General features: G+C 72.4%; 28 protein-coding genes. 24 read left to right on the forward strand and 4 right to left on the reverse strand.

The window, feature by feature from the left end:
• Position 1 precedes the first annotated feature (1 nt).
• From AB0C73_RS33165 to AB0C73_RS33175, 3 genes are all read right to left on the reverse strand, one after another.
• On the reverse strand, positions 2–571 hold the full coding sequence (locus AB0C73_RS33165) for a guanylate kinase (protein ID WP_362537134.1): 570 nt from the start codon (positions 569–571) through the stop codon (positions 2–4).
• Complete coding sequence (locus tag AB0C73_RS33170) at positions 568–1,605, reverse strand: AAA family ATPase (RefSeq protein WP_362537136.1); 1,038 nt, start codon at positions 1,603–1,605, stop codon at positions 568–570. Before AB0C73_RS33170 ends, AB0C73_RS33165 begins: the two co-directional genes overlap by 4 nt.
• A 179-nt stretch (positions 1,606–1,784) precedes the next feature.
• The gene (locus AB0C73_RS33175) at positions 1,785–2,576 is read right to left on the reverse strand and encodes a GntR family transcriptional regulator (RefSeq protein WP_362537138.1); all 792 of its coding nucleotides are present in this window, start codon (positions 2,574–2,576) and stop codon (positions 1,785–1,787) included.
• Between the two features lie 434 nt (positions 2,577–3,010).
• On the opposite strand from AB0C73_RS33175, the gene AB0C73_RS33180 reads away from it, so the two are divergent.
• The 13 genes from AB0C73_RS33180 to AB0C73_RS33240 all read left to right on the forward strand — a co-directional run bounded on the left by AB0C73_RS33180 (position 3,011) and on the right by AB0C73_RS33240 (position 14,047).
• On the forward strand, positions 3,011–3,619 hold the full coding sequence (locus tag AB0C73_RS33180; protein ID WP_362537140.1) for a hypothetical protein: 609 nt from the start codon (positions 3,011–3,013) through the stop codon (positions 3,617–3,619).
• A 114-nt stretch (positions 3,620–3,733) separates the two neighbouring features.
• Positions 3,734–4,285 (forward strand): hypothetical protein, encoded by a 552-nt coding sequence (locus AB0C73_RS33185; protein WP_362537142.1) that lies wholly within the window; start codon positions 3,734–3,736, stop codon positions 4,283–4,285.
• Between the two features lie 178 nt (positions 4,286–4,463).
• Positions 4,464–4,664, forward strand: a complete 201-nt coding sequence (locus tag AB0C73_RS33190) for a hypothetical protein (protein WP_362537144.1) — start codon at positions 4,464–4,466, stop codon at positions 4,662–4,664.
• The gene (locus tag AB0C73_RS33195) at positions 4,661–4,846 is read left to right on the forward strand and encodes a hypothetical protein (protein ID WP_362537146.1); all 186 of its coding nucleotides are present in this window, start codon (positions 4,661–4,663) and stop codon (positions 4,844–4,846) included. The genes AB0C73_RS33190 and AB0C73_RS33195 overlap by 4 nt, the downstream gene beginning before the upstream one ends.
• A 159-nt stretch (positions 4,847–5,005) precedes the next feature.
• Positions 5,006–5,320, forward strand: coding sequence for a WhiB family transcriptional regulator (locus tag AB0C73_RS33200; RefSeq protein WP_362537148.1), 315 nt, complete (start codon positions 5,006–5,008; stop codon positions 5,318–5,320).
• A 112-nt stretch (positions 5,321–5,432) separates the two neighbouring features.
• On the forward strand, positions 5,433–5,789 hold the full coding sequence (locus AB0C73_RS33205) for a hypothetical protein (protein ID WP_362537150.1): 357 nt from the start codon (positions 5,433–5,435) through the stop codon (positions 5,787–5,789).
• A gap of 240 nt (positions 5,790–6,029) precedes the next feature.
• Positions 6,030–7,847, forward strand: coding sequence for a DUF2637 domain-containing protein (locus tag AB0C73_RS33210; RefSeq protein ID WP_362537152.1), 1,818 nt, complete (start codon positions 6,030–6,032; stop codon positions 7,845–7,847).
• A 115-nt stretch (positions 7,848–7,962) separates the two neighbouring features.
• Complete coding sequence (locus AB0C73_RS33215) at positions 7,963–8,442, forward strand: hypothetical protein (protein ID WP_362537154.1); 480 nt, start codon at positions 7,963–7,965, stop codon at positions 8,440–8,442.
• Positions 8,439–8,747 (forward strand): hypothetical protein, encoded by a 309-nt coding sequence (locus tag AB0C73_RS33220; RefSeq protein ID WP_362537155.1) that lies wholly within the window; start codon positions 8,439–8,441, stop codon positions 8,745–8,747. Before AB0C73_RS33215 ends, AB0C73_RS33220 begins: the two co-directional genes overlap by 4 nt.
• Positions 8,748–8,876: 129 nt before the next feature.
• Positions 8,877–11,120: an ATP/GTP-binding protein gene (locus AB0C73_RS33225; protein WP_362537157.1), complete on the forward strand. Its 2,244-nt coding sequence runs from the start codon at positions 8,877–8,879 to the stop codon at positions 11,118–11,120.
• Positions 11,121–11,143: 23 nt separating this feature from the next.
• Positions 11,144–11,560 carry a conjugal transfer protein TraB gene (locus AB0C73_RS33230; RefSeq protein WP_362537159.1) on the forward strand — a complete coding sequence of 139 codons (417 nt, stop codon included), beginning with the start codon at positions 11,144–11,146 and terminating at the stop codon, positions 11,558–11,560.
• A gap of 76 nt (positions 11,561–11,636) precedes the next feature.
• On the forward strand, positions 11,637–13,781 hold the full coding sequence (locus tag AB0C73_RS33235) for a chromosome segregation protein ParM (RefSeq protein WP_362537161.1): 2,145 nt from the start codon (positions 11,637–11,639) through the stop codon (positions 13,779–13,781).
• A 77-nt stretch (positions 13,782–13,858) separates the two neighbouring features.
• On the forward strand, positions 13,859–14,047 hold the full coding sequence (locus AB0C73_RS33240; RefSeq protein ID WP_361934163.1) for a hypothetical protein: 189 nt from the start codon (positions 13,859–13,861) through the stop codon (positions 14,045–14,047).
• Between the two features lies 1 nt (position 14,048).
• Here the strand turns inward: AB0C73_RS33240 and AB0C73_RS33245 are convergent, their stop codons facing one another.
• Positions 14,049–14,210 carry a hypothetical protein gene (locus tag AB0C73_RS33245; protein ID WP_189554175.1) on the reverse strand — a complete coding sequence of 54 codons (162 nt, stop codon included), beginning with the start codon at positions 14,208–14,210 and terminating at the stop codon, positions 14,049–14,051.
• 126 nt (positions 14,211–14,336) lie between these two features.
• On the opposite strand from AB0C73_RS33245, the gene AB0C73_RS33250 reads away from it, so the two are divergent.
• From AB0C73_RS33250 to AB0C73_RS33300, 11 genes are all read left to right on the forward strand, one after another.
• Entirely contained in the window at positions 14,337–14,894 is a 558-nt protein-coding gene (locus AB0C73_RS33250; protein WP_362537163.1) for a hypothetical protein, read from the forward strand.
• Between the two features lie 119 nt (positions 14,895–15,013).
• A complete protein-coding gene (locus AB0C73_RS33255; protein ID WP_362537165.1) occupies positions 15,014–15,817 on the forward strand; it encodes a hypothetical protein in 804 nt (267 codons plus the stop codon).
• A gap of 62 nt (positions 15,818–15,879) precedes the next feature.
• Complete coding sequence (locus tag AB0C73_RS33260) at positions 15,880–16,134, forward strand: hypothetical protein (RefSeq protein ID WP_362537166.1); 255 nt, start codon at positions 15,880–15,882, stop codon at positions 16,132–16,134.
• A 110-nt stretch (positions 16,135–16,244) separates the two neighbouring features.
• Positions 16,245–16,478 carry a hypothetical protein gene (locus tag AB0C73_RS33265; protein ID WP_362537168.1) on the forward strand — a complete coding sequence of 78 codons (234 nt, stop codon included), beginning with the start codon at positions 16,245–16,247 and terminating at the stop codon, positions 16,476–16,478.
• A 198-nt stretch (positions 16,479–16,676) separates the two neighbouring features.
• The gene (locus AB0C73_RS33270) at positions 16,677–17,108 is read left to right on the forward strand and encodes an RRQRL motif-containing zinc-binding protein (protein ID WP_362537170.1); all 432 of its coding nucleotides are present in this window, start codon (positions 16,677–16,679) and stop codon (positions 17,106–17,108) included.
• 19 nt (positions 17,109–17,127) lie between these two features.
• The gene (locus tag AB0C73_RS33275; protein WP_362537172.1) at positions 17,128–17,376 is read left to right on the forward strand and encodes a hypothetical protein; all 249 of its coding nucleotides are present in this window, start codon (positions 17,128–17,130) and stop codon (positions 17,374–17,376) included.
• A complete protein-coding gene (locus tag AB0C73_RS33280) occupies positions 17,373–17,666 on the forward strand; it encodes a hypothetical protein (RefSeq protein ID WP_362537174.1) in 294 nt (97 codons plus the stop codon). Before AB0C73_RS33275 ends, AB0C73_RS33280 begins: the two co-directional genes overlap by 4 nt.
• Before the next feature lie 108 nt (positions 17,667–17,774).
• Positions 17,775–18,284 (forward strand): hypothetical protein, encoded by a 510-nt coding sequence (locus tag AB0C73_RS33285; protein ID WP_362537176.1) that lies wholly within the window; start codon positions 17,775–17,777, stop codon positions 18,282–18,284.
• Positions 18,281–18,631: a hypothetical protein gene (locus AB0C73_RS33290; protein WP_362537178.1), complete on the forward strand. Its 351-nt coding sequence runs from the start codon at positions 18,281–18,283 to the stop codon at positions 18,629–18,631. Before AB0C73_RS33285 ends, AB0C73_RS33290 begins: the two co-directional genes overlap by 4 nt.
• Positions 18,628–19,611 (forward strand): ATP-binding protein, encoded by a 984-nt coding sequence (locus AB0C73_RS33295; protein WP_362537180.1) that lies wholly within the window; start codon positions 18,628–18,630, stop codon positions 19,609–19,611. Before AB0C73_RS33290 ends, AB0C73_RS33295 begins: the two co-directional genes overlap by 4 nt.
• Positions 19,608–19,817 carry a hypothetical protein gene (locus tag AB0C73_RS33300; RefSeq protein ID WP_362537182.1) on the forward strand — a complete coding sequence of 70 codons (210 nt, stop codon included), beginning with the start codon at positions 19,608–19,610 and terminating at the stop codon, positions 19,815–19,817. The genes AB0C73_RS33295 and AB0C73_RS33300 overlap by 4 nt, the downstream gene beginning before the upstream one ends.
• The last annotated feature ends 71 nt before the right edge of the window (positions 19,818–19,888 follow it).

Raw genomic sequence — 19,888 nt, forward strand, 5'->3', positions numbered from 1 at the left:
TTCATGCCGTCGTCGCTCCCGTTCGCTGCGTCAGCAGCTGGTCGATGAGCCGCGCCGCATCCTGCGCGGACGCTTCCGTGGTGTCGATGGTCAGGTCCCAGGTCGCACCCGGGTGTGCGTCCAGGTCCTCGCGGGTCGCGTCCCACGCCGCCAGGCGCGCTGCGGTGTCGCTGTCGCCGCGTCCCGCCGACCGCTGCTCGGTCACCTCGCGCGGGCACCACAGCAGCACCACTGACCAGTCGGCCGGGTAGCCGTCGACCAGCGCGCGGATGCCGTCGACCTGTCCGAGGTGCACTACGGGCACCCCGGCCGCGAACGCCGTGTCGACGCCGGGCCGGTCGATCGCGTACGTGTTGCCGTACCGCGCGTTCGCGTAGATGACGTCGCCCGCGGCCTCCAGCTCGTGCAGCTGCTCTGGTGTACCCATCCGGTAGCCGGCGGCCTTACCCGTCCCCACCTTGAGCCGCGCGAACTGCGCGTACCTGGGGTCGAGGTTGCTGAGCGCGGTGGTGACGGTGTCCTTGCCCGAGGCCGGCGGGCCGTACAGGATCACGCCCTGCTTCGGGTTCACGAGTACATCGCCCCCATCGCTTGCCGGGCCTGGTCCGCGAGCGTCACCGCGGTGCCCAGCCGGTTGTCCACGACCAGGTGAGGCACTGCCGGGCGCAGCTCCAGGTCGATGGTCGCCATGTACTCGTCCCAGCGCGCCAGCTTCCATGCGTCGCGGGCCGCGGACCGGAAGCCGATGTACTCGCGCATCGACTCTTCGTCGCAGCGCACCCACACGGGGAAGACGTCGACGCCCATCGAGCTGGCCCGGTTGGTCAGACGCTGCATCCAGGCCGGGTCGGTCATCTCGGCAATGAACGGCGCGGTGAGCACGGTGGAGATGCCGCACTTGATGTTGGCCATGGCCGACTGCATCAGGCAGTCGTACTCCACCGGCCGGACCTGCTCGCGGTAGAGGTCGGTGTGCCGGTCGTTCGCGTCGCCGCCCAGCGCGACGAGGAGGCGTTCCACGAGCGGGCGGGTGAGCGGGTCCTTGTCGAGCAGCGGCCAGCCGGTGAGCTGGACGAAGAAGCGGGCGAGCTCGGTCTTGCCGCTGCCGGCGAAGCCGCCAACGAGGATGAGCACGGGACGGTGAGGATCGCCGCCGGTGTGCCGGCGCTTCCACGCGTCGATGATTCGCTGCTGCAGGTCGAAGTGGTCGGCCTCGTCCGAGCCCGGCGCGATGCGGTGAATAGCGCGCTCAACAGCCAGGACGTGTGATCCGTTGAGCCGGTCGTCCAGCGGCGTGAGCTTGAAGGAGGACTCCTCCCCGGGCAGAGCCGTACGGAATCCCAAGTCCGGTTCGGTGGCCCGGTAGAGGAGGCAGTAGGCCCGCCGGTAGTGGGGGCCAGGGAAGACCTCGCCCTGCTCGTGCTGCCACAGGGTCTGAGGATTCGCGGCGGGGATGCCCTTGAGCTTCGCCTGCTGGGCAACCGCTCGAAGGCGTTCGCCTGCCTTCTCCAGGGTCAGGCCGTGGGCCTCACGCTGCTCCCGTAGCCGGTCCGGCCTCCACCCTGCGCGCTGCTTCCCCACCCTCTGCCCCTCCGTCATCGTCATGGCCGCGAGCCTAGGGCTCGGGCTGCAAATCGCATGTATACGCGGATGTTGAAAACGCGTGAATGGCGGTGCGTACGAGCTTGGACAAGCCCCTGTGATGGTTCGTCCTGCCCAGCCCGAGTGTGATGGCCCTCACGAGATCAGCCGACGGGAGGGATGCCATGACATGTGAGGTGCTGTCAGTTGTCGTCGTCACCATCTCCGTCGTCATCAGCGAGCCGAGCACTCGCATGGCGTCGGATGGAGTAGCCGATCTCGAACTCTTCGGCGCTCATCCTGGTGTCATTCAGCTCGACGACCTCACCGCTGGGGCTGGTCGTGACTCGCACGACGCGCAGGAGCGGAACGCCAACGTCGGCTGGGAGGTCCAATGCCTCCGCCTCCTCAGGCGAGGGCATGCGGGCGGAGACGCCTTCGCTCCAGCGGAGAGGGCGGTGGCCCATCTCCTCCAGACGGTCGTAGATGCCTCCGGGCCCCGTGTCGGCCTCTGCGAGTCGAGTTCCTCGAGCGAGTTCGGCCGGCAGGTAACTGGTGGCCAACTGCTTCGGCTTCCTGCTCTCGGGATCGCCCATCACACGGTCGCGAACGAGGACTTCGGATCCGGTGGGGAGGCCCATGAGGGCGGCGAGATCGACCGGCACGATGCCCCAGCGGAGGGTGGGAGGCTCCAAGGCCACCCACGGCTGCGCAGTCGGATCGAAGTAGTAGCCGATCTCGTCACGGAAGACCTGGCGGGACCGGGTGATGCGCCGCTTCTCAGGGCGCTCTCGCACGATGGTCCCCCTGCGGCGTACTGCAACGACCAGACCCTCCTGCTCCAGGAGCGAGATGGCGCTTCGCACGGTCTGGTAGCCAGCGCCGTACTGGGCTTGGAGCTCGGTCAGCATCGGCAGCTTGTCGCCCGGCATGTATCGCCCCTCGCTGATCTGCTGTCGCAGGTCAGCGGCGATGTCGCGATACGAGACGGGCATCGAAGCCACCTTTCAGAGAGCTACGCGGATCTGATTCTAGGGCTAGCTCTATCAGGCGGCGATGCGCGAGCACAACCGATCGACACGAATAGAGCTATCGCTATTGACTCGGCGGCCTGGCATGGTCTCTACTAGGCGATAGCGATAGCCCTAACGCTCCGTTGAGCAGGGGTTACGCCCCTCAGCACCATGCAAGACCGCAGTAGTCGTCCGCCCTTCGGGGTCGGCCGGAGTAGTCCTCCCCAGCTCGCTGGGAATCCGAGGACGCGAGAGCACCATCGAACTCCTCCGGAGCCTGACGGCCGCGACCACTGCGTGCACCTCGCAGCGCTGTGCGCTGTCTGTCCTGCGGGACGCCGGCCTCGGCCGTGCGGCCTGGAGGGCGGAGAGAGCATCGCGACGCTCCCCCTGCCGCTCCGTCACGAGGAGTTCAGATGTCTGCTTCGACCGTTGAGCGCACCGCCCGGCCCCGTAAGAGCCGGACCCGCTCCCGCACCGTCAACGCCCGTCCGGCGCTCGCCCTCTCCACCCTCAAGCCCCACCAGTACGACCTGCGCCCCGCCTGCGCGTCGCTGGTCTGCCCCGACTGCGAGACGTGGGTGCCGATCACCGGACTCGGCACCAAGACGACCAAGGTCGTGCCGCACGACACCGGCCGTACGTGGAAGGACGCGGCCGTCCGCTGCCGCCTGGGCAGCAACCGTCTGGTCACGGTCGACGTCACGGCCCGGAAGTGGGCGGAGCGCCTGGAGGACGGTCACGCGGAGACCGGCCACCGCCGCCGGACCACCGTGCGGCGCAAGCCCAAGGTCGCGGTCGCTCCGGCTGTCAGCCAGATCGCCGCGCAGCGGCAGGCGCCGGCGGGCGACGAGCGCGGCAACGGCCGGCCCCTGTGGCGGCTGCGCAAGGAGCAGTGGGCGGCGACCGAGCCCGCGGTTCGCGACGCCGACACCCGCCGCGCGCAGCTGCCCGCCGGTGCCGCGCCGCTGGGAGCGCCGCCGGTGCCGCTCAAGACGCTGCACCCCGAGCGCCGCGCGAGCTGATCCGCTCCGGACGAACGCCCACGGCCCCGGCCACCCCGACGAAACCGGGGCGGCCGGGGCCGTGGCTGCTCGTACGACCAGCCGAGTTGACCTCCAGCATGAAGGGACAGCCGCATGAAGCTGCCGTTTGTACGACGCACGACCGCCGACGCGTTACGCGACAAGCTCGCCCGTGCCGAGCAGGAGGTCGTCGCCCAGGCCGTGAGCGCCGAGGCGAAGGACGGCGAGGTGACGCGCCTGACCGGCGAACTGAACGAGGCTCGCCTCGCTCGGAAGTCGGCGCTGGCCGCGTACGAGGTTGCCGACTCCCGGGCGAGCAGCGCGGAGAAGAAGGTGGCCGAGCTGGAAGCCCGCCTTCGGGCGGTCCAGGAGCAGCCGGACGCGGGCGAGGCCAGCACGGCCGAGCCCCGGGCGGAGGACAGGGACTACGCCTTCCACTACCTCAACCTCGTGCTTCCGCAGTTCGCCGACGTCGTTGCGCAGAACGGCGGGGTCCTCCCGGAGGACCACTACGAGGCCCTGTCGAACTACGTGAACGGCGCTTCGCGGTACGGCCTCAGCGACGCGGAGGTCGAGGAGCTCCGAGTGCGGCACGGCCTTCCCGCCCCGGTCTTCCAGAGGGCGAAGGACTTCGTGCCCCGCGCTCTTCCGGCCGGCGCTTCCTGACCCACCTTCCGGACGAACGCCCACGGCCCCGGCCACCCCGACGAAACCGGGGTGGCCGGGGCCGTGGCTGCTCGTACAGCGGCCGACTCCCCAACTGGGGAGTGAACGGCGACAGCCCCAGGGATTGGGCCCCCGGGGCTGTCCAGGACCTGACTCGGAGGACCTGATGCTCAGCATGATGACACGTTCCCTTCCCGCCGCTCCGTCGGCCGGCCTCTACAGCGACATGGAGGAAGAGGACAACCAGCGCGGCCCGGAGCGGGACGAGACGGACACCTTCTACCAGCTGGTCCGCCTCCTGATGGCCGACGACCCCACCGAGCTGAGCCGGAAGCTCGCCGAGGTCAACAAGCGCTCCTCGCAGGGCAGCGGCCGATGACCGCCCGCCCGACCGACGACCTGTACGTCCGCTACATGAAGTCGTTCGAGGACTCCACCACCCACCTCGGTGCCTGCGCGGCCTGCCAGGCCGAGGAGCCCTGCGAGGTCGGGACACCGATCCACGAGCGGTTCGCCCGCCTCCAGGACGCCTACCTCGCACGACAGAACAAGCAGCGCTGAACCCGGCCCTGCCCGTCGTCCCCGCGCCGTCCCGGCCGGGGCCGGCGGAGAGCGCCGGGAACTCCCGCCCGCTCCGGCCGTCCGGCCGCCGTACACGCAACAGCCCCGGGGTGGCCGCCCCGGGGCTGTCCTTCGCTCTGGACCTTCTGGGAGGCCCTGATGAATCGCACGTCCATCGTACGCACCAGCTACGCCCCCTCCGCCGACCTGCCGGTGAACACGAACTGGCGGGAGGACAGCGCGTGCCGCGAGGAGGACCCCGAGCTGTTCTTCCCGATCGGCAACACCGGCCCGGCCCTGCTGCAGATCGAGGAGGCCAAGGCCGTCTGCCGTCGCTGCCCCGTGATGGAGACCTGCCTCCGGTGGGCGCTGGAGCAGGGCGAGGACAGCGGCGTCTGGGGCGGTCTGAGCGAGGACGAGCGCCGCGCCATGAAGCGCCGCGCCGCCCGCCAGCGGGCCCGCAACGCCTCCTGATCCGCTCTGGCGGCTGCCTGATCCGCCCGCACCGACCGCCGACCACGGCGGCCGGGACGGGCGGTGAAGGGGAGCCGGACAGCCCGGACCGAACAGTTCGAGGGAGGCCCTCATGGCCACGACGATCACCCCGCTCCAGCCCGGCACGGAAGCCGCCGCCCAGGCGTGCGCCTTCGCGATCTTCGGCACGGACATCCCGCCGATCGACCCCGAGGACTACGACGGCAGCTGGCGTACCACCCTCCACGTCATCGCGGAGGAGTGGGTGGGTGAGGGCCGCGTCGAGCGGCACGCCGCCCGCACCGCGACCGCGATCAACGACCTGCTGAACAGCCAGCGGCTGTTCGGCGAGGGATCGCCCGAGGCGCGCTCCGCCGGCACCGCGCTCAAGCCGCTGATCGACAAGTGCCGGATCTACGGCATCACCACCGACGACCTCCGCCGCCACGGCGCGCAGCTCCAGAGCTGACTTCGCGCCCGCCCGGCGGGAGCCGCACCGAGTTTCGAGCCCGCCCCGTGGCGCTTCGCGAGTACGGCTGCCCGCCCCCCGGGCCGCCGGCCTTTTCGTGCGCTCGGAGCGGGTAGAGCCGGTGTCCGGTTCGCAAGCCACCGTCCCCACCACGGGCCGTTTCGGGAACGCCTCGCCGCGTTTCGGGAGCAGCCCCCGCCGTTTCGCGCACGCCCTGAACGACCCCTCTCGGAGGCCCTCATGACGATCACCGACATGCCGCAGACTGCGGCTCCCGACACCCCCGTTTCGCGCCCGCCGGGCCGCGCTTCGGACGCGCCCGAGAAGGCTTCGGGTACGGCCCGGGGCGTTTCGAGCCCGGACAAGCGGAAGACGATCAAGCCCACCCGCGACCGGCTGATGACCGCGCTGTCGCTCGTCGCCGCGGTCGGCGGAACGCTGGTCGGCGTCATCGGCTTCGCGATGTCCTACAGCACCCTGGCCAAGGTCGCCCTGAGCTGGGGATTCAGCCAGGAACTGGCCCCCTGGTTCCCGGTCGGCGTCGACGCGTCGATCATCGCGTTCCTCGCGCTCGACCTGTACCTGATCCGCAAGAACACCGCGTGGCCGCTCCTGCGGATGGCCGCGCACGCGATGACCGGCGCGACGATTTGGTTCAACGCCAGCTCACAGGGCCAGATCGCCTCCGACCCGGTGCAGGCCGCCAGCCACGGCGTCATGCCGGTGCTGTTCGTGATCGGCGTGGAGGCCGCCCGCCGCCTGATCATCCAAAAGGCCAGGCTGGAGGCGGGCACGGTCGCCGACCGGATCCCGCTGCACCGCTGGATCCTCTCCCCGGTCGCCACCCCGCGGTTCTACCGCCGGATGCGGCTGCACAACGTCACCTCCTACCCGGAGATGATCCGGCGCCAGCAGGAGCTCATCGCCTACGAGCAGTGGCTCAAGCGCAAGTACAAGGGCGACATCTCCAAGGCCACCGAGGACGAGCTGCTGCCGATGAAGATGGCCCCCTACGGCTACACCGTCGCCCAGGCCCTGGCCATGCCCGACGACCAGGAACGGGCAGCCCAGGAGCGCAAGGCGGAGGCCGAGCGCCGGCGCCTGGAGGCGGAGACCCGCAGCGAGGTCGCCAAGGCCAAGGCGGAGGCCGAGCGGCTGCGCGCCAAGGGCGAGGTCGACCTGGTCCAGGCGGAGGTCGACGGCCAGACCGGCCAGGCCCGCGCACACGCCCGAGCCCAGGTCAGCGCCGCAGAGCGGGCCGCCGAGCTGGAACTTCAGGCCCTCGACAACGCCGTGGTCGCCGAGGCCCGCGCCCGCGAGGCCGAGGCGGAGCGCCAGGCCGCCGAGCAGCGCAAGGCGGCGGCGGCCGCGGACCTGGAGAAGGCCGAGCTCGAGCGCCAGGCCGCCGAGCAGCGCAGGGCGGCGGCGGAGGCGGACAAGGTCGCGGCGGCGGAGGCCGGCGCGATCGAGACCGAGCGGATCGCCCAGGCGCGCAAGGCGGCGGCCGCCGCCGACCTGGAGGCGGCCGAGCTGGAGCGCCAGGCGGCGCAGAAGCGGAAGGAAGCGGCGGAGGCCGACCAGGTCGCCGCGGCGGAGGCACAGGCCATCGAGACCCAGGCCATCGCCGAGGCCCGCCGGGCCGCTGCCGAAGCGGACCGGCGTGCTGCCGAAACGGAGAAGGCCGCCGCCGAAACGCGGCTGGCCGCTGCCGAAGCCGACCGCAAGAAGGCCGAGGAGGACCGCCTCCGGGAGGCCGCTCTCGCCGACGCCGCGCGCTCTCAGCAGGAGGCCGCCGAAGCCGAGCGGGCCGCTGCCGAAACGCGGCGGGCCGCCGCCGAAATCGAGCGGCGCGCGGTCGAAGCTGAGGATGCCGCGAAGCTCTCCCCGCGCGAGCGGGCGGTCCGCAAGGTCGCCCGGCTGATCCTCGCGAAGGCGGCCGGCGTCGCCGGCCAGCTGCCGCTCTCCGACATCCAGCGCGAGCTCGAAGTCTCCCCGGGCACGGCTTCGGAGTACCGCCAGGAGGCGGCCGAGCTGCTCGCCGGCGGCTACCGCCCCTGACCCACCCGTCCGGCACACACCAGTGAGGGCCAGCCCATCGGAAGTGGGCTGGCCCTCGCTGCGACTGCCGGAAGCAGTCACAGCCCCATCAGTACACCAGGAGGGAATCCACGCCGTGAACAGCAACAACGACCCGAACTACTCCCCTCTGCGTGACGTCGCGCAGAGCCCGGAGGCCACCGCCCGGTACCTGGCCGACGTCCAGCGGGTCCTGCTGGACATCGGCAAGAACCTGGAGACCCTCGCGATCGAGACCCAGGTGCACCTGCGCGACACCCACGTGGAGGGCGACCGCTGGTACCACGCCAGGCTGCGCGCGATGCCCGTCGAAAGGGCCCTCGGAAACGTCCTCAAGAACCTCAAGAACCTCACCGAGGGCCTGGAAAAGAGCGCCTACAAGCGCCGGGCCCACGACGAGGCCGTGGTGAACACGCTCAAGGAAAGGAAGGAAAAGGAGCTGGAAAAGCAGCGGAAGAAGAACCCGCCGGTCCTCCAGGCGGCGCCCAACCCGCCGCAGCAGGGTGCGCAGCCGCAGAATTCCGGCTACAGTGGTCCCACGTCGATTTACGACCTCGGTAAGAGGGAGTCGGCGTGACGCGCCCCCTCAGCAGCATCGAACGCTCCATTCAAGGGCGGAACGGCTGGCTGCAGGCAGAAGAGCGCAAGGCGATTGAAAGTCGCGGCGAAACCGGCCGGATGGAATTCTGGCTCCGAGTCACCCGGACTGAAATCACCCGCGAAGTCAAAGCCGGTCGCAGCGATGTCCTCACCGCATTCACGCTGGTCTGCCGCCTCTTCAAGCTGGTCCTGGAGAAGCGGCAGGCGGGCGACCCGCGGCTGTTCGACCACCTCATGAAGTACGCGGACACCGTCCTGAAGCAGCACGGCCCGCATCACTGAGCGTCACCCACGAAGGCCCCGCCGGGCTCCGGCGGGGCCTCGCGCGCGTAAAGCGTGCACACGTGCACGTGCACGCGCGTGCACACGAGACCCCACTGTCTGTCAAGTCCCCAGGAGGGGAGGTGCCCCGTGTCCGACGAGTCCGACGAGACCGGCGGCGGGACCCTGGTCCACGGCCCGTGGAGCGGTGATTCCACCTACGAGCTGCCGCCGATCCCGGATTTCATCGACACCATCCCGCCGCCGGAAGACATCCCGGCCGCTCCCCCGGAAAGCCCGGAGGAGACCACCATGGAACTTCCCGCAGTTCCGGCGGCCCCGGACCCCGCACTGGCAATGCGTTCCGAAGGAATCGCCCCGCCAGTGGCCGAGGAATCCGAAGGCGAATACGCGGAAGGCGAATACGGACAGCGCCGCTCTCTCGCCGACCGCCTCGGTGACTGGTTGGAATTCCGGCTGGAAATGGCGCGGGCCAATCACGAAAGCGAGGCGCCTTTCCGCGAGGCTGAAATAGCGCGGAAGGCGGCGCTGATCGAGGGCCGCACCGCGCAGGAAGTCGCGATGATGGAGCAGAACGGAAAGCTCCACGCCGCGATGATGAAAGCGAAGGGCGACAAAGCGGCGGCACGCGGAAAGGCCGACGCCGACCGCACGAAGTCGACCGGCTCCGGCATGGGCGCGGACAAGGGCCGCTCGAAGGCCGGCGGCGGTGGCGGCGGGTCCTCGCGCGGCGGTGGCGGCACGGGGCCCTCCCGGACCAACTCCTCCGGCACCGGGCCGAACCGGTCCGGGCCGTCGCGCGGCTCCAACTCCGGCGGCCCTGGCGGCCGTTCGGGGTCCGGAGCGACCGGGGGCGGCGGAGGCGGCAAGGGCGGCGCGAAGGGCTCCGAACGGGGCTCTGGCGGCCGCGCAGCCGGTTCCGGGCGCAACGGGCCGTCCGGGGGCTCGAAAGGCTCTCAGACGGGCTCTGGCGGCTCCGGCCGCAGCGGCGGCTCGAAGGGCGAAGCCAACGGCCGGGCCGAGCGCGGTCCGGCGTCCAGCGCCCGTGCCGAGCGGGCCCGCGGCCGCCAGGACCGCGCCGGGGCCCGGCAGGCCGGGCGGCAGGAACGGCGCAGCGCCGGGCACGCCGCCGATGTCGCGGACCGGTCCAAGGACCGCGACCAGGCCCGCGCGCAGCGGCAGCAGGCGTGGGAGGACCGCCGGGCGAAGCGGGCGGAGCGCGACGCGGCACGGAAGGCGAAGCGGGAAGCCGCGGCGTCGGCCGGCCCGGGCCGCACCACGCTCGGCCAGGCCGTCGGCGAGGAAGCCCAGCGCCGCTGGGACAAGCGCCGCGCCGACGCGAAGGCCGCCGCCGACGCGAAGGACGCCAAGGAGGCCGGGGCGGAGAAGGTCAGCCTGACCAAGGAGAAGGACTCCAAGGACTCCAAGGCCAAGGGCACCGACGGGAAGGACTCCAAGACCGCCAAGGACGGCCCTGACGGGGCCTCTGGCGCCGCGAAGGACGGCAAGGCGGGCGACGAGCCGGGCAAGGACTCAAAGGCCGCTGACGGGGCGTCTGACGGCGCGAAGAAGCGCCGCCGGTTCCGGCGCCGGCGCACCGCCGGTACGGGCCGGGCCGGACGGCGCGGACGTACCAGCCGCGCCGGTCGCACCGGCCGGACGGGACGCGGTCGTACGGGACGCGCCGGACGATCCGGCCGCACGGCGGACAGTCCGTTCGGCGCGGAGGACTCCACCCCGACGGTGGAGTGGCCCGACCGGCCCACCCGCCCGCCGCGCACCGACACCAAGGGCAAGAGCGGCGAGGACGACATCGTCGACGCCGACATCGTCCCCGACGCCCCCGCGGCCGTCACGACCGGCGTGCGGGGCCTGCCGCCCGCGCCGGAGCCGCACACCGCACGGCCTGGCACCAGCCGGCCGACCAGCACGGAAGGGAGCAGCATGGGCAGCTCGCAGGTCAGCAGGCCGTCCGGCGCGAGCGGCCTGGCCGCCCAGCACCGGACGGACATCACGTTCGACGAGTACCTGATGGGGATGGCGAACATCGCCATCAAGGCCGCCTCCGACCAGGAGCGCGCCGAGGCCCTGATGGAGGCCCTGGCCCAGGTCGCGGATGCGCTGCGGGAGATGGCCGCCGACCTGGTCGGCGACCACAACGTCTCCACCACGGTCACCGACCTGATCGCGGACCTGGCCGACTCCGCCGCCCGCATGAAGGCGCAGGCCCAGCGGTGCGCCGAGCAGTGCGGCTTCGCCAAGGAGGCCGCGACGCTCGCCGCCAAGGAAGTCGCCCGCGTGTACGGCCAGGACATGGCCGCCAAGGAGGACGCCGGCCTCGCGCACGCGTCGGCCGCGGTCCACCACGACTAGAACGACCTGGAGGAATCCCGCCGATGAGCGACCTCACGCCCCGCGGCACCAGCGCGGCACCCGCCCCGGCCGACGGCGACAACCGGTACAAGGCCGTGCAGGCCAAGCTCGACAAGCTCGGCAAGGCCATGGACGACGCCACCCTCGAACTGGAGGGGCTGCGCCGCAGCATGCAGGCCAACGCCAACGACGCCGGCGACATGGCCCAGGACATCGCCAACGCCATGCTCGACCCGAAGTTCGTGCAGCTCACCAGGGCCGTGGAGACCGCCCTGGACGGCGCCACCCGCGAGGTCCGCACGCTGTGCGACACCGCGCAGGAGACCGCCGACCTCACCCACCAGACCCGGCGCACCCACTCCAAGCTCTACGGCGCGCTGGACGACATCCGCTCCAACCGGCGCGAGAGGACGCCCAAGCCCGGGTTCTTCAACCGCTGACCCCTCCCCCACCCCGCCACGGGCGGCCCCGCACACCAGCGGGGCCGCCCGCGTTCGTTCCCGAAGGAGTACACCGGTGGCCACGCCGCGCAGTGTCACGCTCGAACGCCTCGCCTACACCCTCGCCGCGCCCGTGCTGGCCGTGGCCCCGAACATCTACCCCGACAGCCCCGTCAACCAGGTCGTGCAGCTCGCTGGCGCCGCCGGGATCGGCGGCTGGGTGCTCGCCGCCAAGAGCGACGAACCCGGCGCCGGCCGCAAGATTCTGCGCTGGGCCCCGCTGGTCTTGGCCGCCGCCGTCGACGTCGCCGCCAAGACGACCACCGACTGGGGCCCGTACGGGATGGACGGACTGCTCGCCGCCGGATGGGCGGTCGCCGGGTACCTGGTGATGCCGTACTCCCGGCACTCCCGCCGCCGCCACCGTCCCGCCCTCGCCGCCCCCGCCCCGCAGCCGGCGCCCGCCGAAGTCCTCGAGGAGCCGGTGACGGTGGTCGACGACGGCGCGGACCTGCTCACCCGCGAGGTGCGGATGCTGTGGGAGAACGCCGGGATGCCCGGCCGCACGCACGTCGTCAAGGCCACCCGGCACCCCGGTCAGCGGCACGACATGACCATCCTGCTGCGCGCCACGGAGACCGGACGGCCGATTACCGGCCTGACCGAGGCCGCGGTCGCCGCCCCGTTCGCGGTGCCGTCCAGCGACGTCGTGCTCTCCGAGGTCGCCATCCAGCCCGGCCGCCAGGGCGGCCCCGGCTGGATGGAGGCCCACATCACCCCCGACGCCAACCAGCGACGCCGCACCAAGCCGACCGACCAGGAGAAGTGGACGGACCGGGTCGCCAGCCCCAAGTGCGGCGCCCCCGGCTCCGAGCTGGTCCACACCACCCGCGACAACGAGCGCGGCGTCACGTTCTACCGGGCCAAGATGGCCGACCCCACCGACACCCCGCGCATCGACCTGCCCAAGGTCTGCCGTGCCCTGGGCCTGCCCGAGGACGACAGCCGCGTCTTCGTCCTGACCGAAGGAGCCGAGTTCTTGATCAGCGTGTTCGACACCCCGCCGCTGTCCCCCACGTTCCCCGCCACCCGCGAGCTGCTCACCCCGGACGCGAAGACCGGCATGTACGTGTGCGGGTTCAGCATCACCGGCCAGCCGGTGCACAACTTCGTGTTCCAGCACGACAAGAACGCCGCCAAGCACGGCCTGGTCCTCGGCGTCACCCGCGGCGGCAAGACCCAGTTCTTCGCCGTCACCATGGTGGCCGAGTCCAACGCCGGACAGATCGTGTGGCTGTCGTCCTGCTTCAAGGACGAGAAGACGACCGCCCTCGGCGAGTACATCGACCGCCAGGGCATCAGCCCGATCTACATGGCCCGCCAGCTGCGCGCGGCCAAGGCCCTGTGCGAGATCCGGGCGGAGATGCCGTGGGCGCACGACGGCAAGCCGCACGACTACAAGCCCGGCGACCCGCGCTGCCCCTACAAGCAGCTCAACGTCTACGCGGACGAGTTCATGACCGCGAGCCAGGACCCCGAGTACGGCGAGTTCATCCAGGCCGACGGCGACGCCCTGACCGTCATGGGCCTCAAGTACGGCATCGGATTCAACCCGGCCGGACAGAGCCCGTTCGCGCACAACGGCTTCTCCACGGAGATGAAGGACAACCTCCGGCAGAACAGCCGCCCGGTCATCTTCAACATGGGCTCGCCCGGCGCCACCCGCAAGGCGGCGGAGGGCACCATGGAGAACGCCTACGACGTCCCGACCATCCCCGCCCGCTACGCCCCCAAGGAAGGCAGCGCGATCGAGCGGGCCATGGCCGGAGAGGCCGAGCCCGAGAACGGTGTCTCCACCGGCGGTGTCGCGGTCGTCGTCCTCGACAACGGCCGCGCCGTGCTGATGAAGGCGCTCTACGTGGACTTCGACACCGACCTGGCCGACCTGTTCCCCAGCGAGGTCAACCGGCTCACCGACCACGAGATCGCGGAGCTGGAGAAGCGCGGCCTGTGGTTCGACTGGAGCGAGCCCGAGCCGCGGCCCGGCGAGTTCTGGCCCGAGCCCGACGAGGACGACGACGGCGACGGCAAGCCCCGCCGCCGCGGAGGCGGCGGCAAGGGCGGAGGCGGGCGCGGCTCCAAGAGCGGCCGCCGCGCCGAGCCGAAGGTCACCTCACCCCGCCAGGCGCTGGAGGCCATCAAGAGCCTCACCGACGCCTGACCCACCCACCCATTACCCGGGGCCGGACCGCCCGAACGGCGGCCGGCCCCCAACCGTTCATGAAGGAGCACCCCGTCGTGGGCCTGTCCATCTCCGCTGCCGCGCTGCTCGCCATCATCGTCGTCGTCCTGGTCAAGGGCGGACACGTCCGTTTCGGCCCCGCGCTGACCTGCACGCTGTTCGGCTTTACCCTCGCCGCGACCGGCCTGGCCCCGGCCATCAACACCGGCCTGGCCGCGCTCGCCGGACTGCTCGCCAGCTTCTGACCTACGCCTCGGTCCACGGCGGGTCGGGCGTGTAGTTGAGCCCGTCACAGAAGCGGCAGTCCCACTCCGAGGGGATCTCCCACTTGTCGACCCACCAGCCGACCTGCCGGCCGACGAAGTAGTTGTCCCCGCCGCACCAACCGCACTCGAAGACGAACTCCACCCGATTCCCTCCACCGCGCACCAGCCGGATCGAGGATGCCCGGGGCGCCGGTGCCGTGACTACCCACCCGCCACCCCCAAATCACCTGCTGCACGGCGCCCTTCGCGTTCCCCTCTGGAGCCCGCCATGCCCGACACCGCCCCCTCCCCCGCGATACACCCGCCCGCCCCGGCCACCGGCCAGGCCGACAGCGCGCCGCCGGCGGTGCTGACCCTCGAGGAACGCCTCGCCCTCGTGAACATGGAGATGACCGCGCGCCTGAACGAAGCGGCCCTCGCCCACGCGGTCAACACCGCGCACATCCCCATCGAGCCCGTGGACCTGGCCGACGTCGTCACCGTCCCGCTGACCCCGACGCTCCAGCCGCCACCGGCCTCCTACCCGACCCCGGTCGCCGCCCTCCTCCAGCGCGCCCACCACCGCCTGCTCACCGGCGGCTGGTGCTCCGGCGCCCTGGTCGACGAGGACGGCGCCCACTGCATGATCGGCGCCATCCGCGCCGAGGCCGGAGGCGACAGCGGCCTGGAGGCCGACGCCGCCTCCGTGCTCCTGGACGCGATCCGCCGCACGTTCGGCGAGCACGTCGACTCCGTGCCGTCCTTCAACGACGCCCACGGCAGCAGCCGCGTCCCGATCCGCATGCTCGACCAGGCCGCCGGCCTCGCCGACGCCCGCGGCCTCTGACCCCCTGCTCCGGACCACCTGCCTCGCACCCGAACCCTCGCGGTCGGGTGCGGGCCAGGCCGTCCGGCCTGCGCACCACCACCCATCACACCGAACCCGAGCGAGGGAGTCGCCCCGCCATGCAGTCCGACGACAAGCCCATCAACGGTCAGCACAACCCGAACTTCTTCGACCTGTTCAACCAGCTGCCGCCCGAGCCGCCGGCCCCCGAACTGGACGGCCAGCACAGCGCCGGGCGCCTCGCGTGGCTGCGCGCGGCGTGGAAGCGGTCCTGGGACCAGGGCGGCTTCCTCCACCAGCGGTGGGACGAGGTCGGCCAGGCCCGGCACGCCAGCTGGCACGAGGCCGCCAACTGGATCAAGGCCGCCGTCCTGTTCGGCGGGCTCAGCCTCATCGTGCTGATGCTCGACGCCGCCGGCGACATCGCCTCCGCCACGCTCAAGGGCCTGTCCGACGTCCCGGCCTCTGGCGCCGGGGACGGCAGCGGCCTGTGGGGCACGGTCGACCACCCGATCAGGGTGTTCCTCGCCGACCAGGCGGCGCACCTTCCCGTCGCCCCGGCCGCCCTGTACGCGTTCTGGCAGATGACCGGGCTGGTCGGCCTGGTCGGCGGGTTCTTCGGCAACGCCGGAGCCCGCATCGCCTGGCTGCTGTTCGGGATCGGCTCCCTCGCCATGATCTGGTCCGCCACCCCGACCGGTGGCCGCGCCGCCGCCACCGGGCTGGCCGCCCTCATGTGGTCGCTCGCCAGCATCTTCGCCCTGCGCGGCCTGAGCCTGCGGCCGATCGTCCACAACCACCCGCCGCAGTTCCAGCCCCAGTTCAGCCCCGCCCTGCACCTGCACGCCACCCTGCCTGCCCCCACCCCGCCCGGCGACGACTACGGCGACGAGCCGGACAACGTCCACCCGCTCCAGCGTTGATCCCCGCCCCGCCGCGCGTCCCGGGCCGGAGCGCGCGGGCCTGAATCCCGAAGGGACATCCCATGCAGATGAAGGACACCGAGTTCCGCATCGGCACCTTCCACGGCCGCCACGACGGCGCCCCGGTGAAGGTCACCTCGGTGCGCGACGACACCCGCCCCGACCCGTACTTCTGGCTGTGCAGCTGCGGCGCCACGCGCTCGTTCCCGACCGAGGACGGCGTGTTCCCCAGCGCCTGGCGGCACGCCCACCCCACCCGCCTCAACCGGCTGCGGCAGTGGGCCACCCGCCTCCTGCGCACCCGCCGCGCCCGCTGACCTGACGCCCTGCCTGGCCCTCGCCCACCCGCCCGCGCGGGACGGGCGAGGACCGGACAGGCCGCCCGGCCGCACGCACCACCCCGCCCGCGAGAGAAGGAGACGTCGTCTTGGCGAAAGCGCCGACCGTCATAGGAGTGCTCACCGAGCCCCCGGCCCCGACCTGGTGGAAAGCCAACCGGCACAAGGTCTTCGGCATCGGCGGGCTGCTGATCGGCTACCTGATCGGCACCCACCTGGCGGGCGCCCCCGAGCAGCAGCCGGCCCCGCCCCGGCCGGGCCACAGCACGCCCGCGCCCGGCGAGCAGCACTCCACCCGCACGGCCCACGGCCTCGCCGCATAACCCAGCCGCACCACCTGCCGCGCCCCGCCGACACCCGCACCCCGTCGGCGGGGCGCGGCGCTGCCCGCCCGACGACTGGAGGAGACCGCTCGTGCTCGTACCCCGCCCGCGCCGCCGGATCGGCCGGCCCCGCCCGCAGCGCCCCGGCCCCCGCTACCCGCAGCGTCCCGCCCGGCTGCCCGGCGCCTGGAGCAGGTGATGGACGACCAGGACGAGGACCTGGTCGACATCGACCCGAACGACCCCGGCGACGGCTCCTTACCGGTCTTCCGGTGGAAGCAGGCCGGACGTACGAACCTCGCCACCCGTCGCCAGCTGCGGGAGATGGGACTCCGCCCCGGAGGAGCGGAGCCGGTCGCCCGGATCGAATGCCGCGGCGGGAAGCGGTGGGCGTGGCTGTACCGGATCGACCTGGCCAAGCCCAAGCTCCCGATGACGCTCGCGAAGGAGGCCGCGCTCGACGCCGCGATGGCTGCTCGCCAGACGTGCCCCGGCCCATGTGGCCGGCGCTATTTCCACTGCCTTCCCTTGCGCACCTTGGGCTCGTGTCTGGAGTGCTACGACGGCACGCCCGCCGACCCCACCTCCTACATCGCTCCCCCGGCGCCGGACCACCGGCTCGCCGCATGACCCGAGAGGACACCAGCCCATGAGCACCGCCGTGCGTACCTCCGCCTTCACCGAGCCCGACCGCCCCAAGGGCCTGCTCATCCGGTTCGTCACCACCGGCGGCTCGTACGTCGACGTCACCGGCTCCGGCGAGAACGCCCACGACAACCGCTGGAGCTGCCACGGCTGCGGCGACTCCTCCCACGGACCGGAAGTCAGCTACCTGTTCCGCATCCGGCCGGACGCCAACGAGCACGCCACCGCCTGCCGCGCGATCCCGCTGACGTGACCGGCCGCCGCCTGCGGACCGTCCTGCTGCTCGCCGCCCTCCCGGCCGCCGCAGCCGGGGCGGTCGCCGTCGCGCTCAAGGCCGGGCACCGGAGGCTGTACGTCGACCGGCACCGCATCGAGCTGCAGCCCCAGCCCCGCCGCTCCTGCCCCGACTGCCGGGGCGACGGCGGCTGGTGGGTCGACGGCGCGAACCCCGAGATGGAGGCGTGCGGCTGCTGGGCGAACCGGCACACCTGGTGCCTCTCGCTCCTGCCCGTCCCGGCCTGGGCGGACGAGCCCCCGTTCTGAGCGACCCGACCCCGGCCGCTGTGGCCGGGGTCGGACCTCGGGCGGCCGCGCATCGGCAAAGGGCCGGCCACCCGCTCCCTCACCCTTCGAGATCAGGAGAACCCCAGCATGACGCACCGCCCCGCTCTCTTCGCCGCCGTCCTCGCCCTGGGCCGCGCCGGGTCCAACGTCGGTGACCACTGGGTCCAGAGCGACTACTGCGCCCGGGTCAAGGGCGCCACCGACGCCAAGCCCGTGTACCTCACCACCGACGACCCGGACGACGAGCCGACCGTCCACGGCACCTCGGACGGCATCAAGGCGTGCGCCTGGCACTGCCTGACCTACACCGCCACCCAGGCCCTCGCGGTCGGGGCCGGCGCCCGCGTCCTGGGCATCCGGCTGCACCCCGGCGCCGCCGCGGCCGCGCTCGCCCTGTCGTTCGTCACGCACTACGCCGCGGACCGCCGGGTGGAGGGCGGGCTCCTGGAGACGCTCGCGGAGAAGACCGGCAAGGGCAACTTCTGGCGCCTCGCCTCGCACGGAATCAACGGCGCGTACTGCCTGGACAGCGCCTGGCACCACGGCTGGGAGACGGCCGCCGCGCTGGTCGCCACCATCGGGGCGAAGACCCGGTGACCGGACGCCCCCGCACTCGCCTGGACCGGGTGCGCGCCTCGCTCGGCATCGCCCAGCTCGCCCTCCAGCAGATCGAGGACGACCTGACCGCCCACGACCTCGACGCCTCCGAGCTGGCCGCGATCCTGCGCGAGCTCCAGGAGGACATCGCCCACCCCGGCGGCCTCTTCCCCGCCCTCGCGCAGCTCGTGAGCACCGCCGCCCGCCGGGCGGCGGAGTTCGAGCCCTACCGCGACGGCGTCGCCTCCCGCTCCCTGCACGAGGCCGCCGCCCTGATCACCGACAACGCCGGGCAGCGCATGACCTGGGCCGCCCGCGCCCTTGAACCGCAAGGAGACGACACGTGAGCCAGATCCACCCGCAGCTTCCGGAGAACGCGCTCGTCGTGCTGATCGGCGCCAGCGGCGCCGGGAAGTCCACCCTGGCCCGCACCTGGCCGGCCTCCCAGGTCCTCTCCCTCGACGGCCTGCGCGGCACGGTCAGCGACGACCCGGGTGACCAGGCCGCCACCGCCGACGCCGCCGACGTCCTCAAGCTCATCCTGGAGCGCCGGATGGCCCGCCGCCTGAACACGGTCATCGACGCCACCAACGTGGACCAGCCCGTGAGGGTGGAGCTGGTGATGACGGCGAAGCGGTACGGCGTGCCGACGGTCGCGGTCGTCGTCTCCACGCCGCTGTCGCTGTGCCTCCAGCGGCAGCAGCCGCGCCCGGCGAACCGGCGCGTGCCCGACGACGTCGTCCGGCGCCAGCACGAGGCGATGACCTTCTCCCACCAGAGCCTCGCCCGGGAGGGCTTCACCCAGGTCCTCTTCGCCCACGACCTGAACCGGCTGGAGCCGTACCTGCGGCGGCTCAGCGCGGCCCGGCAGGCCGACCTCGGCCTGGACGGCGGCGACGGCCTGGGCCACCTGCTCCTCGTACGCCGGTTCTTCGGCGAGGAGATCCTGCCGATGTGGCGGTGGAAGGACGGCTCCGACATCGCCGGCGGTGACCGCGTCGGCGAGATCCGCCTCGGCCAGCAGCACCTGACCCTCGCGCTGCGCCTGGACGTCGACGGCGAGGGCGACATCGGGTTCGACATCGCCGTGCGGTGCCCGTTCGACCCCCAGTGCAGCGCCACTGCCTGGACGCCGGCCTACAGCGTCACCTGCCTGTACCGCGCGCTCACCGGCGACCTGGACCACCGCGGCGACATCGTCTGCGACGTCCACGGCGGCTACGGCGACGTCGACCAGGAGGCCGACGACCACGCGGCCGGCATGGACGACGACCCCTACGGCCGCGCCGACCTGGAAGAGCAGTTCGCCGCGGCGGTCCGCGAGTGAGCCGCGCCGCCGACGGTCCGCACCCGCACCCGCTCACCCCGGCCGACCTTCCGGCCGGGGACGAGTGGTGGCACGGCTGCGGCGAGTGCCGCATCCCGGTCCAGGGCGGCGCGGCCGGGCTCGCCGCGCACAACCGCACTGTCCACGACCCCCGCCGCGACTACGGCGACCGCCGCATCCCCATCACGGTCCGCCTCGACTTCTGACCACCGTCCCGTCCCCTGCCGGGCCGGGCCCGCCCCGGGCCCGGCCCGGCCCGTTGCATGAGGAGAACCCC

Source organism: Streptomyces sp. NPDC048623 (assembly GCF_040650755.1).
GTDB lineage: Bacteria > Actinomycetota > Actinomycetes > Streptomycetales > Streptomycetaceae > Streptomyces.

Excerpts from the sequence above, each read along its gene's own strand:
- AB0C73_RS33275 (WP_362537172.1), top strand. The coding sequence starts at position 17,128 with ATGAGCACCGCCGTGCGTACCTCCGCCTTCACCGAGCCCGACCGCCCC.
- AB0C73_RS33250 (WP_362537163.1), top strand. The coding sequence starts at position 14,337 with ATGCCCGACACCGCCCCCTCCCCCGCGATACACCCGCCCGCCCCGGCC.
- AB0C73_RS33175 (WP_362537138.1), bottom strand. The coding sequence starts at position 2,576 with ATGCCCGTCTCGTATCGCGACATCGCCGCTGACCTGCGACAGCAGATC.
- AB0C73_RS33180 (WP_362537140.1), top strand. The coding sequence starts at position 3,011 with ATGTCTGCTTCGACCGTTGAGCGCACCGCCCGGCCCCGTAAGAGCCGG.
- AB0C73_RS33230 (WP_362537159.1), top strand. The coding sequence starts at position 11,144 with ATGAGCGACCTCACGCCCCGCGGCACCAGCGCGGCACCCGCCCCGGCC.
- AB0C73_RS33205 (WP_362537150.1), top strand. The coding sequence starts at position 5,433 with ATGGCCACGACGATCACCCCGCTCCAGCCCGGCACGGAAGCCGCCGCC.
- AB0C73_RS33185 (WP_362537142.1), top strand. The coding sequence starts at position 3,734 with ATGAAGCTGCCGTTTGTACGACGCACGACCGCCGACGCGTTACGCGAC.
- AB0C73_RS33255 (WP_362537165.1), top strand. The coding sequence starts at position 15,014 with ATGCAGTCCGACGACAAGCCCATCAACGGTCAGCACAACCCGAACTTC.
- AB0C73_RS33170 (WP_362537136.1), bottom strand. The coding sequence starts at position 1,605 with ATGACGATGACGGAGGGGCAGAGGGTGGGGAAGCAGCGCGCAGGGTGG.
- AB0C73_RS33270 (WP_362537170.1), top strand. The coding sequence starts at position 16,677 with ATGGACGACCAGGACGAGGACCTGGTCGACATCGACCCGAACGACCCC.
- AB0C73_RS33200 (WP_362537148.1), top strand. The coding sequence starts at position 5,006 with ATGAATCGCACGTCCATCGTACGCACCAGCTACGCCCCCTCCGCCGAC.
- AB0C73_RS33195 (WP_362537146.1), top strand. The coding sequence starts at position 4,661 with ATGACCGCCCGCCCGACCGACGACCTGTACGTCCGCTACATGAAGTCG.
- AB0C73_RS33210 (WP_362537152.1), top strand. The coding sequence starts at position 6,030 with ATGACGATCACCGACATGCCGCAGACTGCGGCTCCCGACACCCCCGTT.
- AB0C73_RS33260 (WP_362537166.1), top strand. The coding sequence starts at position 15,880 with ATGCAGATGAAGGACACCGAGTTCCGCATCGGCACCTTCCACGGCCGC.
- AB0C73_RS33190 (WP_362537144.1), top strand. The coding sequence starts at position 4,464 with ATGACACGTTCCCTTCCCGCCGCTCCGTCGGCCGGCCTCTACAGCGAC.
- AB0C73_RS33285 (WP_362537176.1), top strand. The coding sequence starts at position 17,775 with ATGACGCACCGCCCCGCTCTCTTCGCCGCCGTCCTCGCCCTGGGCCGC.